Source organism: Bacillus sp. ISL-4, assembly GCF_018613275.1.
Lineage (GTDB): Bacteria > Bacillota > Bacilli > Bacillales > DSM-1321 > Peribacillus > Peribacillus simplex_E.
The window spans coordinates 94,976-108,693 of sequence record NZ_JAGGQN010000038.1 but is presented as its reverse complement, the minus strand read 5'-3'; the positions used below and the strand labels follow the sequence as shown (position 1 = coordinate 108,693).

Annotated in this window: 12 protein-coding genes; 3 read left to right on the top strand and 9 right to left on the bottom strand. The window is 38.3% G+C overall.

Annotated elements, in window-relative coordinates:
* Window positions 1–458 precede the first annotated feature (458 nt).
* The 8 genes from J7J00_RS21555 to cdaS all read right to left on the bottom strand — a co-directional run bounded on the left by J7J00_RS21555 (window position 459) and on the right by cdaS (window position 11,184).
* Window positions 459–1,646, bottom strand: coding sequence for an amidohydrolase (locus J7J00_RS21555; RefSeq protein ID WP_214794459.1), 1,188 nt, complete (start codon window positions 1,644–1,646; stop codon window positions 459–461).
* Window positions 1,647–2,331: 685 nt separating this feature from the next.
* Window positions 2,332–4,320, bottom strand: a complete 1,989-nt coding sequence (locus J7J00_RS21550) for an acetoacetate--CoA ligase (RefSeq protein ID WP_214794458.1) — start codon at window positions 4,318–4,320, stop codon at window positions 2,332–2,334.
* 107 nt (window positions 4,321–4,427) lie between these two features.
* Window positions 4,428–5,690 (bottom strand): sensor histidine kinase, encoded by a 1,263-nt coding sequence (locus J7J00_RS21545; RefSeq protein WP_286201511.1) that lies wholly within the window; start codon window positions 5,688–5,690, stop codon window positions 4,428–4,430.
* Between the two features lie 223 nt (window positions 5,691–5,913).
* On the bottom strand, window positions 5,914–7,056 hold the full coding sequence (locus J7J00_RS21540; protein WP_214794454.1) for an acyl-CoA dehydrogenase family protein: 1,143 nt from the start codon (window positions 7,054–7,056) through the stop codon (window positions 5,914–5,916).
* Between the two features lie 114 nt (window positions 7,057–7,170).
* Complete coding sequence (locus J7J00_RS21535) at window positions 7,171–8,418, bottom strand: GTPase family protein (protein WP_214794452.1); 1,248 nt, start codon at window positions 8,416–8,418, stop codon at window positions 7,171–7,173.
* Between the two features lie 116 nt (window positions 8,419–8,534).
* Entirely contained in the window at window positions 8,535–9,287 is a 753-nt protein-coding gene (locus J7J00_RS28710; protein WP_181762328.1) for a PadR family transcriptional regulator, read from the bottom strand.
* A 246-nt stretch (window positions 9,288–9,533) separates the two neighbouring features.
* The gene (map, locus tag J7J00_RS21525; RefSeq protein ID WP_214794450.1) at window positions 9,534–10,280 is read right to left on the bottom strand and encodes a type I methionyl aminopeptidase; all 747 of its coding nucleotides are present in this window, start codon (window positions 10,278–10,280) and stop codon (window positions 9,534–9,536) included.
* A gap of 277 nt (window positions 10,281–10,557) precedes the next feature.
* A complete protein-coding gene (cdaS, locus tag J7J00_RS21520) occupies window positions 10,558–11,184 on the bottom strand; it encodes a sporulation-specific diadenylate cyclase CdaS (RefSeq protein WP_286201510.1) in 627 nt (208 codons plus the stop codon).
* A gap of 271 nt (window positions 11,185–11,455) precedes the next feature.
* Between cdaS and J7J00_RS21515 the strand changes: the two genes are divergently transcribed.
* Window positions 11,456–11,776, top strand: a complete 321-nt coding sequence (locus J7J00_RS21515; protein ID WP_214794446.1) for a 2Fe-2S iron-sulfur cluster-binding protein — start codon at window positions 11,456–11,458, stop codon at window positions 11,774–11,776.
* Window positions 11,777–11,858: 82 nt separating this feature from the next.
* Here J7J00_RS21515 and J7J00_RS21510 read toward each other — a convergent pair whose 3' ends face one another.
* Window positions 11,859–12,239 (bottom strand): VOC family protein, encoded by a 381-nt coding sequence (locus J7J00_RS21510; protein ID WP_214794444.1) that lies wholly within the window; start codon window positions 12,237–12,239, stop codon window positions 11,859–11,861.
* A gap of 467 nt (window positions 12,240–12,706) precedes the next feature.
* Here J7J00_RS21510 and J7J00_RS21505 point away from each other — a divergent pair, with 467 nt between their 5' ends.
* Together J7J00_RS21505 and J7J00_RS21500 are read left to right on the top strand one after the other, a co-directional pair.
* A complete protein-coding gene (locus J7J00_RS21505; RefSeq protein WP_286201509.1) occupies window positions 12,707–13,174 on the top strand; it encodes a DinB family protein in 468 nt (155 codons plus the stop codon).
* A 66-nt stretch (window positions 13,175–13,240) separates the two neighbouring features.
* Window positions 13,241–13,654, top strand: coding sequence for a VOC family protein (locus J7J00_RS21500; protein WP_214794442.1), 414 nt, complete (start codon window positions 13,241–13,243; stop codon window positions 13,652–13,654).
* Window positions 13,655–13,718 lie beyond the last annotated feature (64 nt).

Sequence of the window (13,718 nt, the reverse complement as noted above, 5' to 3'; positions counted from 1 at the left end):
ACCAGCGTCAAACTGGGACTTTAATTTGGTTAGCAGCATCTTTTAAAACATGTTTATAAAGTATGATCAATTTTATACCTTACCTTGATAAAATAACATATTATAAGAGCGTGTTTAGATTGATCAAAACACGCTCTTTTAGAAATTCAATCGAATCATTATTTTATAAAAAGGATTGATTTATTTGTATTTCCTATTTAAAGATAGGTGAAAATTCGTTGTTATCGTTGCCTTTTCCATAGGAATATGTTGGTTAAATTTTTTATTTAAGAATCAATCAGCTCCTACCTCGCACCGTGCATGAAAGTTTCCCTCCACACGGAGCTCCGTCTATCAGCTACAACCAATCTTTATTAGCCTATCTCGGTAATCGTTTTGCTTTTTATCAATAGAATTATCTAATACAGCAAAGCATGTCAACATCTGTACCACACCTTACAAATATTCTATTCTTTTTCCTAATCTAACTCATAATAACCACAAACAACATATCCTACTGCCTTTGCTGCCACGAGAAGGGCATCTTCATCGATATCAAATTTAGGATTATGATTAAAATAAGGTTTGTCTACTCCTTTAGGTGTACAAGCAATGTAAAAGAAGCAGGAAGGAATTTTTTCAGCATAATAAGCAAAGTCTTCAGATGGGGGCATTGCTGGAAATTCCTTTACCTCTTTAATATCTTTATCATTTGCATTCTTAAGTGACTCAGCAACCTTTCCTGTTAATTCAGGATCATTATATAAAGGTGGATAGTCATTCGTATATGTTAGTTCACATGTTACACCAAATTCCTCTTCAAGTCCTTTGACAAGACGTTTAACTTCTATTTCAATTTTTTCTTTTGTTTCAACAGTCATATAACGAATATCGCCTTCAAGCTCTACGCTGTCTTTAATTATATTAAATGTTCCTTTTCCATCAAAAGAACCAATTGTTATCACACCAATATCAAAAGGACTTAATCGACGGCTAATAATCGTTTGAGCAGCTGTAACAAAATGAGCACCAGCTACAATGGCATCATTTGCTAGATGTGGTGAAGAACCATGTCCACCTCTACCTTGAACTTTTAATTTCAAATAAGCCCTGCCGTTAAAGGAATATCCAGCATGATAACCAACCACTCCTGCTTCGTCCATTGGCAGCAGATGGATGCCAAATATATTATCTAAATCGTCAAGTACCCCGGATTCTACAATACTCTTTGCCCCGCCTGGCGGAACTTCTTCCGCATGTTGATGAATAATTTTGATTGTACCGGGAATTTCATCTTTTAATTGAATGAGGCAATCAGCTAAGACTAACAAGTAGGCTGTATGGCCATCATGACCACACGCATGCATAACGCCTTCATTTTTTGATTTAAAGGGTATATCCGTTTCTTCAACGATTGGAAGTGCATCAAAATCAGCTCGAAGACCGATGTTTTTTCCAGGCTTTCCACCTTTAATGGTCACGATAATTCCGTGTCCATTACCTACATTAGATTGAACTTCTGCGTCCTTTTCTTTATAAAAATCTATTATATATTGAGCTGTCTTTTCTTCTTTAAAAGATAGCTCAGGATTTTCGTGTAGGTGCCTACGAATTTCAATCATTTCAACTTTACGCGATTCTAGCATATCCATTAATTCACTTATCATAATCTCTTCACCCTTTCATTATTTTTCAAAATGCCACTAAAGGAGCCGTTTTACATTTCCATCTATTAATTATTCTATAATAGGGTTCCTGTTGCTACCAGCCAGTGTTTTTTTAGAAGCATTAGATGTTTTACGGCATTTTTTGGCACCAAAAAGAAAATTAAAGTTTACAAATTTTCAATGTCTTCCACTAACGTATAGTACCCACCTTCTGTATCTTTAATGAGATGTTGTATTTTGATAAAATGTTCTCAAAATTCACTTTTTTCTAGCCGATATTTATAAATCAATACTCTCAAAGGTAGTTTCCATAATTGCCTTATTATTATTAACAGAACGATGCCAACGGCTACTAATCCAACCAGGAACACCTTGAGATCCCTTCTAAAAATTGAGTAGCTCTTCAGCTTGGATAGCAACCAATTCATCTAGTTTTCCTGGTTTAGCTGTAAATACATCAATTCATACTATTGTATTACTTGATTCCATATTCATTATCTCCTGTCATTTAAATTACTTATCTAAATTCGTTAAAAATCGGTAATTCGTTTTATAAAAGGTTCGTCAGTGCTAACTGTCATTATTCTTTATGAAAAAAAACTAGGGAGTCAAATCCCTAGTAAATTTTACAAATTTATCACCTCCAGTAACAAAAAAAGACGGAGCTTTTTGCTCCGCCTTAATGCTAGAATATTTTTTTCTCATTCAACTCGAGAGCTAATTCTTTAAAGAACTGTAGCGATTCTGGATTTCCCATGGAGTCTGCATTCACTACCTTATCAAACTCGAACCCTAATAACACTTTACGAATCGGGACTTCCATTTTCTTTCCGTTCAATGTTTTTGGAATTTGTTCAACTACATGGATTTGGTCAGGAATAAAGCGAGGGGACACATGCCCTCTGATTTGTTCCTTGATTTTTGCCGTCAATGCAGGATCCAGGGCTTTACCGGGCTTAAGAACAACGAACAGCAACAGTGAGGAACCCCGGCCAAGCACTTCCCTATCAATGACAAGGCTTTCCATCACCTCGTCTATCGCTTCGACTACCCGGTAGATATCGCTAGTTCCCATCCGTACACCAGAACGGTTGATGGTCGAGTCGGAACGTCCATAAATGATACAGCTGCCCTTGTCGTCGATTTTTATCCAATCACCATGTTTCCATATGCCAGGATACGTATTGAAATAACTCTCGTAGTATCTTGACCCGTCTTGATCATTCCAAAAGTATAGCGGCATGGACGGCATCGGTTTGGTAATGACCAATTCACCGACTTCATTAATCAATGTTTGACCATGCTCATCAAAGGCTTCCGCACAAACCCCTAATGCCCTTCCTTGTATTTCTCCGATTCTCACGGGCAATGTTGGGACACCTCCAACAAAACCGGCACAAACATCGGTTCCGCCACTGGATGAACTTAGCCAGATATCCTTCTTGACATTCTCATACACCCATTTATAACCGTCGCCAGACAATGGGGCTCCAGTGGAAAAAAGAGCCTTCAATTTGGATAAATCATATTTTCCCATGGGTTTGTTTCCTAACTTCATGGAATTAGTAAGGAAAGGTGCACTTGTTCCAAAGAAAGTCATGCCTGTATCTTCCGCCAATTCCCAAAGGGCATCCATATTCGGAAAAGAAGGACTGCCGTCATAAAGGACGATGGTCCCTTCATTAAGTAGACCGCCCATAAGGAGATTCCACATCATCCAGCCTGTCGTCGTAAACCAGAATACAGTATCCTCGGAAGTCATGCCTTGATGGATTCTTGTTGATTTAAAATGCTCTAATAATATACCGCCATGCCCTTGTACAATTGGTTTTGGCATCCCGGTTGTACCTGATGAATAAAGAATCCACAGCGGATGATCGAACGGAACACTTTCAAAAGATAATTCTGTCTTTTCTTTTAAAAGGTCATCCCAAGGAATCACATCTGCCAGATTCACTTCCAAAACCGTTTTTTCTATGTAAGGAACTAACACGGTATGCTTGAGAGTGACCAATTCCTGTATAAGCTGTGAGACGACTGATGTTTTATCATATACATTTCCATTATACTGATACCCATCAACCGCCAGTAATACAACCGGTTCAACCTGTTTGAAACGATCTATGACACTTCTTGCCCCAAAGTCAGGTGAGCAACTGGACCAGATGGCACCTATGCTTGCTGTTGCCAAGAAAGCTATGACCGCTTCAGGAATATTTGGCATATAGGCAACAACACGGTCACCGGATTTCACACCAAGTTTCCTTAATGAATGGGCGACAGAAGCTACTTTTTCTTTCAGCTCTTTCCAGCTAACCTCTTGCTGCCTGATATGTTCGGAACGAAAAAAAATCGCCGTTTTTTCTTCTTGATCATTCAATAATGCATTTTCAGCATAATTAAGCCTTGCCCCCTCGAACCATTTCGCTCCTGGCATTGATTGCTCCGCTAAAACCCTGTCATATTTCCTGGCTGCTTTTACATCACAATAATCCCAAATTGAAGCCCAAAATTCCTCCAGTTCATCTACCGACCATTTCCATAATTCATGATAATCATGAAATGTTAAACCTTTCTTTTCTTTTAACCATTTCACGTATTTAGTCATTACCGTTTGCACGATTTGTTCCTTTGTCGGTTCCCAAATGATTTGTCCATCTGTAAGCGATTTCATTTCATCATCTCCCTTAGGCATCAAATGCGTCATTGAATCATTTCATAATATTGGTAGTTTACTTAAATTGTAATCTATGAGTTTAAAACCGTCAATTTACATTAAACTTAAATAGACTCGTTTTTATGTATTGGCAGGTTAATAGAGAAACATGTCCCTTTCCCTTGTACACTTGACACATGTACCGTTCCATCCATGCTTTTGATAACGCTATATGAAACCATCATGCCTAATCCCGTCCCTTTATTTTTTGTCGTGAAGTAAGGCTCACCTAAACGGTATATTTGTTCCTGTGTCATCCCAATTCCCTGATCTTGAATCTTAATTTGGATGGTGGTGGCAGCACGAATTAACTGTATGTATATTACACCATCATGTTGCATCGATTCTACGCCATTCTTTAAGATATTGAACAAGCATTGCTGGAATTTCTTCCTTTCCCCCATGATATAATAAGCTCCATCTTCAATTAGGGATAGCTTCAATTCTGTTCGATTATTGTTAGCCAATGGTTTTATGTTGTTCACGACATGCTGAATTTCCTCGGATACCCTTAATCGCTCTGTGTTTTCAGGGCTTATGGCAGCAAATGTCAAATAATCATTAATGACTTCCGTGGCCCGATCTAATTCCTTCAGTGCAATATTTGCATAATTGACCTTTGTATGGGAAGGCACGTCTTCGCTTAACATTTGAATATAGCCCCTGGTAACAGTAAGGGGATTTCTGACTTCATGAGATATGCTTGCAGCCAGATGACTAACGATTTGCAATTTTTCCGCCTTCACTAATTTTTCGAGAACCTGAAAATTAGTGAGGATGACTTCCCAAAGTAAGATTACAACAACGATTCCTATGACTTGGATCGTGAAGTATTGTTTCCATAGACTTATTCCGATAGTAAGTTCAAATACTTCTATTGAAATAAACTGTGTGAGAATTTGCACAATGAAGATTAATGATATACCGATGAGAATTTTTTTAATGACAGACATTTTCAGATAGTATTTAGATATAAAAAACAAGGAAACTCCAATGAGTGGAAAGGTGATGCATGAAATGTAAAATCCATTTTCCCCCCCTGATAAATAGCGAATTAGAAGAGTGATGACTATCAATATGATTCCTAACCGATAGCCTCCATATAAACCGCCTAAAAGAAAAGGGATCCATCTAAGATCCCAAACGAAATCCTCTTCTATAACAACGGGAAATAGCATGCATAGAACAAGTGAAAGAATAGGGAAAATCGATAGGAAGGATCCTTTTAATGCATCTAAACGATATACGTACTTCACTAGATAGCTCATTTGCAATAAAAAGATCGGAAAAAGGATAATTAAAAAGTTAATCAGTAAATCTTTTGTCATAAGATTCATTTTTACACCGAACTTTCGATATTTTTCGAAGATTTAGACAGGTGTATCAATCATAACAAGATAGAGAATGATAAGCTAGTGGAATTTCCATGCTGGTCTAAAAAAAGATGCAGCTAGAGGGACCAACAAAGAAAGCGGATGATTCAGGGCTAGAAAAAAACACTGAAACGACGAAGTCATTTCAGTGCCATCAAAAAAAGATCCGAATACGAACTTAATAAAGAGCTGACTTTGCGAGCATGGTAATTGTCGCATCATCCATCGGAGGATTATGAAGTCCTGCGCGTACATCCCTATAGTAACGTTGCAGGGGATTATTTCGTTGTAAGCTTTTGGCCCCAACGACTCTCATCGCTTTATCGACGATGGAAATCGATTTGTTGACGACCGATAACTTAACAGCACCCAATTGCTTCGATAATTCATCATGATCTTCAGGGTGCCGCACCCATTTTTCTGCGACAGAGTAGAGGAAATGGTGTGCTTCGCCCAATTCCAGTTCCATCTCCCCGATTGTCCGTTGAACATTCGGAAGGTCCCTGATTGGTCCTGGTAAGCTATTGGGAGAATAGGTTTTCGCAAATTCGACTGCGTAATTTCTGGCAGCCACTGCGATACCCAAGTAGCATGCCGGTATATGTAATAGCCACGCTTCAGGTTTTCTTTTTTCACCAGGATTGCTTTTCATCACATAATACTTTTCAGGCAGACTGACATCATTTAATACCAAATCGTGACTTCCTGTCCCCTGCATGGAAATCATATCCCAAGTTTCTTCTATACTTACCCCCATTACATCACGATGAATTAAAAATGTGCCTAGCTGCTCATCCTCGGGAACCCATGCCGTTACTAGAAAAATATCAAGGACGGGTGAGAGTGTAGTGAAAGTCTTTCTGCCATTCAAATTCCATTGATGACCCTTTTTGATAGCGATCGTTTCCGGTCGGCCTCCGCGCGTCGGGCTTCCCGTTCCAGCCTCGGATGCTGCCGTGTTGATGAGAGCGCCTTTCGACACTTCATCAAACAATTCATTCATGACTCCTTTTTCCCATGGTCTCTTCTCCGTTAAGGATAGGACCGTTCCGACATGCCACCCTATTCCTAAGGCTGTCGGGCCGCAATATTGGGCTATTTTTTCTTGGCATAGGAGAAAATCATATAAGGAACCTCCATATCCTCCATCTTCTTTTGCTAAAGTTAATTGGGGATATCCGAATTCCTTTAACACCTGAATGTTTTCAAAAGGAAATCCCTTTGAATCATCAAGCGCTTCAGATCGGCCGGAAAAGGACTGAATCGCTTCCTCTAATTTTTGAATATATTCTTTTTGCTTCTGTGAATGAAAAAACGACATGAAGATCATCCTCCTGTAGTAAACAAAATCCTGAACCATTTAGCAGCAGAAACAGAACTGCGAACGCCACTTTATCATATCACCTTAGTGTAGTTTATGATTTGAATCTGCCCATTAAGAGTCAATATCTTCATTTTTATATTCTTTGTTCGCATTCTTGTAAGCTTCCTTCGCCTGATCAATATCTTTGTTTTCGAGAAAGTAAGCTATCGCTGCTTGCCCGATTCCATATGTGACCGCGCCAGCTACCGCACCGGAAACCGCTAGACCAGCTCCTGGGATGAATCGGACTGCAGCCCTGACACCTTCCCTGACAAGGAGACCGATTCCAACATTGATCCCTAATGCCGCAATGAATTCACTTGCAGTTTTTGTATTGATTTCCTTATCCGCGATAAAACCAATCACCACAATCATCAAACCTTGAATGCCGGTTAAAATGGGAAAATCAGCGAAAGGTATTGGCTCTGCACCTATTAAACCGGCTATTGCCGTAAATGTTCCCACTATCGTCCGCGCGAATTTCTTCTTAACGAATTGGCTCTGCATCGCTTTGGCGGTCTTCAGCTTCGCTTCACTGGGTAAGGCCTCGATCAAGTAATCAGAAAGCAAATCTATGTTCCAACGCATATCATATTCAATATTTCCTTCTTCATCAAAATCAATATACGAACAAATAGGAATGATGTTCAATAGTGGTATTTCACACTCTTTAAATCGTTTTGACATCAAAGCGACGGCTTCATCAATATTCTGTTTTTTCTTAGGATTGGCATCAAAAGGTGCTTGTTTATAATGTGGCGGATCTAATTCATCCACTTGGGTGACCACACAGATTACGGGTACATCATAATGGTGATTCTCTTTAACAATTTTGCGCAGCTTATTCAACTCATTTAAATCTTCTTCAACCCTTGAATCTGTTTCTTTTGCTTTAATCAAGAAAAGAAACACATCAGGCTGTTCTTCGGTTACCGCTTTTATCAATTCATCCATTGGTGTTTCTTCTTCGAACTCTTCCGTAGGAGCTTCACTCTCACCCAGTCCCCGGGAGTCCAGCAAACGGATTTTGGGCTCGGCATCACTCGGGTACCAAAGCCATTTTCCCTTACCCGTTCCAGATTTAACGGAACTGACATATTGCCGTTCCTGTCCAAACATCGCATTGATCAGTGATGATTTTCCGGACCCTCGCCTTCCGACAAGAGCAATTCGCGGTTCCCTTGCATCAACTGTCATCGTTTTAAGCTTTAGGAGCTGGTCGAGCATTTTGTTCTTTTTCGATTGTGAAATGGGCAGCTTATCTACCTGGCCTTTAATGAAACTGAATATGCTTCCCATTTCTTCGTGTTTTTCCACCATCAGTCATTCCCCCTTGTTAAGAAGTTTTTTAAGTAACATTTACCCTTGAACGATTCAATTTAAGCATGTAACTTCAATCTCCTTGCAAAATTAGGGGCTCCATTTCTTATATTCATTTAACTCTTTTCTTTTAAGAACATAACGACACTGGCCATGTATTTTTGGATTTCCTGGACTTGAAAGGCTGCAGAATCCGCAATCTGTTTGTAATGATGCTGTCCTTCATCTGTGATTCGTAAATACCGTTTAGTTCGTTTTTCACTTTCCCATCTGCCGACAAGAAGGCCGTTCTCTTCCATTTCATGAGATAAATCGTATAAATAGCCGTTTGAAGCGATCCAACCGAACTGATTTTTAAGCAGATCGCCAATTTCCCCCATGTAAATGGGCTTCTTAGTGAAAGCGGCTTTTAAAGTTACATAACGGACAAGGTCTTTTACCGATATTATTTTTGAGAAATACGACCTGTATTCTTCTGGAAGTTCATTAATAACCGGTGGGTTTTCACCAGAACCCCTTAAATCAAACATGAAGCGATCAATGACCTTTTTCACTTCGGAAAACCGTTCCAGGAAATTTTCTTGGTACCATATGTAAAGCTCTTTGCCTTTTTCAGTAATTTGATAATAATTTCTTCCCTTATTCGTATATAATGATAAATGGTTGGATTCGACTAGCGTATTGGATATTTTACATAGATAGTCATAGCTATGTACTTTTCCAGTGAACGTATTTTTTAGGTCCTGATGAATTGCCCTTGGATAATTCGCTTTTATTCTCAAAGAGTGTAGTAAAAAAATCGTTAAAAATTCCCGCTGGCTCAACCCAACCGTTTCAACCGTTGCAGACAGTTTCTCCCCTTTCTTCACTGTCAAAACCCCCTTTATATACTGTTTATATAACATATTTATTAATTATTTCTTCCTTCCCCTTATTATCCTGTGCTCCCACATAATAGTAAAGTTTTTACTGCCTAACTGCCTAGTACTAATTTTTCGAATTCGATCTATTGTGGGATGAAGAAATTAAGAATATTCTGTCGAGGTTTATTTTAAAATATTTAAATAAAACAAAAAGAAGAAACGGCCTTATCTTGTGCCGTTTCTTCTTTTTGTTTACTGTTCCGTTAAAATGATCGGATCTTCTTTTGTAATGACGAGGGTATGTTCATATTGGGCGGAGAGTTTTCCATCTGCCGTTCTTGCCGTCCAGCCGTCTTGGTCCATTTTCATATGCCATGTTCCTGCATTCAACATTGGCTCGATCGTGATGACCATCCCCTCTTTTAAACGGGCACCTTTACCTGGCTTACCATAATGTAGGACTGTTGGGTCCTCGTGCATGGTTTTACCGATTCCGTGCCCTGTAAAATCGCGAACAACAGAAAACTTTTCACCTTCTGCATATGACTGGATTGCATGCCCGATGTCCCCAAGACGGTTTCCTGCCCGTGCAACTTCGATGCCCCTATATAAAGCATTCTTGGTTACATCCATTAAACGCTGAGCTTCATCGGAAACTTCTCCGACTGCATATGTCCAAGCTGAATCCGCCAACCCTCCGTTAAGGTTCACTACCATATCAATCGTAACGATGTCTCCCTCTTTTAAGGCCTTCTTTTGCGGAAAGCCGTGGCAGATTACATCATTCACTGATGCACACGTTGCATATTTGTAGCCGTTATAGCCCTTTTGTTCAGGAGTAGCACCATGCTCCTCCAAGTACTTATCGACAAATTCTTCGATTTCCCAAGTCGTGATGCCCGGTTTTATCATTTTTGCAATTTCTCTATGCGTAGCAGCAAGAAGTTTGCCCGCTTCATGCATCAAATTTATTTCTCGTTCACTTTTAATGGTTATCATTTAAAATCCTCTTTCGTTTTATAACTTTTCTGATTGAGACTCCTTATTTATCATATGCCTTTTTTTATATAAAAAGCAACCAAAAACCCGGTAAAAATCACCGGGTTAATTAATTCTTGACCTTTTCTGTACCTGTAATTCCGAGAAAAATAAGCTTTTGAATTACAAAAGTGATAAAAACACGTTTTCCTTTACCCAATTGCTCTATGATTATTTTTCCGGGGGTGAATTACCTACAACATTATAATCACTATGGGACTTAATTGTCTCAAAAATTCTATATAGGCCCATTCGCATTAATTGGATACAGATTCCCATTTAATGCGAATGAAACTCTACCTGTTTCCTCTGATACTACCAATACAAGGGCATCACTTCGTTCAGATAAACCTAAAGCAGAGCGATGTCGTGTTCCAAGTTTTTTTCCCCCTGTTGGTCTGTCTGAAAGCGGAAGGACATTTGCTGCGGAAACAATCTGATTTTGACTAACCAATACGGCACCATCATGTAGTGGATTTCCAGGAAAAAAAATTGATTCCAATAAAGAATGGGTTAACTCCGCTCCTATTGAAATACCTGGTTGGATTAAAGAATCAAGAGAATCTCCCCGTTGAATAACAATCAACCCTCCATGTCTCAAGTTCGACAAATTTTGTACGCAAATTGATAATTCGGGATATTTGTCCGTAAATGGTGACAAATAACAGTTCAAATAAAATGTTGCTGCTTTCATATCGATGTATACGAATTTATTCTTTATTTTCTCGAAATTTCCAAGAAGACAATAATTTTCATCACCCATTGCTTCTAAATTATCCTGTAATGCCGATATTACTTGACGAATTTCCTCTTTTAACATTTGTTTCATTGGTGAAAAATCACAATTGCCATTAGTCACAGGCATGCACCTCCCTTTTATTATTTCACTCTCTTTTTTTCAATAAATCTTAATTGGCTCTCTATAAAGAACATTCTTATTTTCCCTAGCTCTGTTTATGCCTTGTTAAATTTATAATTATGAATGTACTTAAAGTTTGTCTTCAAGATAATTAATTATTCATCTTAACTATCAATCAGTAATGAATTCACATTTTTTTATGTCATATGGACAAGGTAAGAGAATAGATATGTTAATGACCTGTTGAAAGATATCTTATAATAAGAGGTGGTATTAGATGCCTTACGTAACAGTATTTGACCAAGGAACGTTTGAAGTTGAAAATGGAAAAAAGTTAGTATTAGCATTGGAGGATAATGGTATTAATATTCTTCACCGATGCGGCGGGAAGGCTAAATGTACAACTTGCAGAGTGGAAATATTGGCAGGTGATTTTTTGGAGGTCACACATGAAGAAAAAAAGGTCTTTGAAGAAAAAGGAATGGAAGATCATTTGCGTTTATCTTGTCAAATTTACGTGAATGGAGACATAACCGTTCGCCCGATCAAGACAATTGAGAACTCTGGACTTCCTGCCGGGCCAAGGCCTGCAGACTAAATAGTAGTATCAAAAAACATCAAAATGACTAAAAATAGTTTTTCTAGTCGTTTTGATGTTCTTTTATCTTTTGCTAAATGATTTACTTCTTTTCCATGACCGCAAAGTAATTATCTTCATTATCAGCAAAATTGAAGACTCTTCCAGATGGCATATTCACAAGTTCGCCCACTTTGATATTCTTCTCCGAAAAGTCTTTATATAATTCATCAAGATTATCCGAGTAAAACATTAAAGAAGGTGTATTAAGATTTAATTCCGGCTGCATTTTAGCAATGAATTCCTTATTATGCAGGATGATACTCGTTTGTGCTTCCTTTGTTGGGGCTATTTCAATCCATCTTAGCCCTTGGCCGTTATTTTCTTCAGAAATTACACTAAAACCGAATTTTTCCGTCCAAAATTTCAATGACTCGTCTTGGTTATTTACATATAACATGATTTGACCGACTTTATTAATCATTTGCTTCTCTCCCTTTCTGCTAGCTCCGTTATTAATGATATCCATTACTTATAAGCATATTGTTGGTTGGAATTATATAACCAATTGAATCGTATAATAAATACAAGATTTAATCAATATTCACCAAGATTCCATTTACCGACTGGGAAGTCAATTTCTTTCGTATTTTGCTTAATTATTTCTTCTGCATAATCCAAATAATCTGTATGTGCGAATTCCCTTCCAGATATTGCGATACCACAGTTAATGGTACTTTAACTCTAACTCTCTTGGAGTAAAAAACCGTCTATGTTTTAATGCTCCTATTCAATTCATCAAGTGTAAAAGAAAAATGATATTTTTAGGAAGCTTCCCATGGTAGTTAAAAAAAGCCTTATAAACTTTACATACAGAAATTCACAGGAGTTGCAGGACTTTTCAATTTTCCCCAGAACTTCTATACAGAGTATTTCTTAAAGGAGAGTGAAATGGTGGTTATATCGAAAGAGGGTTTGTTAAATATATTGGAAGGCAACAGGAGATTAACAATGCGGGTGGTTGAAGCCTTCCCTGAAGAGGTATTATTTCACTATACCCCGGCCGGGAAGCTTCGCCCTTTCGCAGAGATGGTTAAAGAAATCATGAACATTGAGATTGGATATATGCGTGGTATTGCACTTAGTGTTTGGGAGTATCCAGATTCGTTTGCTGGAATTTCCACCAAAGAGGAACTAGTTTCAGCATGCGAAGCAGTAAGGGATGATACTAGGAAACTGTGGGAGGAAATGACCGAGGAAACGCTTGCAATGGTGGAAAAGGATCCCTTTTTCGGTCCCTCACAAAGCCACTTTGACAGACTTCAATATGCCTTGGAAAATGAGATCCATCATAGGGGACAAGGTTATATCTATCTTAGAACACTCGGAATTGAACCACCGGAGTTTTTTGTCAGGTAATAATGAAACATAATGTCAATAAACTTGTAGCAACGAATAAAAATTAAAAAAATTGGAGTGAGATAGATGTCAGTTGATGCATATCTTAATTTTAATGGGAATTGTCGAGAAGCAGTAGAGTTTTACGCAGAGGTTTTTGTAACGGAACAACCAAATATCATGACCTTTGGTGAAACACCACCTAATCCGGAATTTGCCCTTCCAGAAGAAGCGAAAGATTTAGTCATGCATACAAGGCTAAATATTAATGGAAGCAATGTCATGTTTTCCGATACTTTTCCTGGTATGCCCTTTGTTGAAGGCAACAATATCAGCCTGGCATATGTCGGTAATGATTTGGATGAAATAAAATCGATCTTTAACAAACTAAGTGTAGGCGGCACGGTTGGTCTAGAGCTCCAAGAAACATTCTGGAGTAAAATTTACGGTCAGTTAACCGATAAATTCGGAATCAAATGGCAATTCAACTTCGAGAGCTGAGAAATGAACATGACCCTTTATTGATTAATCTCCAATTTGGATATAGGTCTTTTCACTGGTGAAA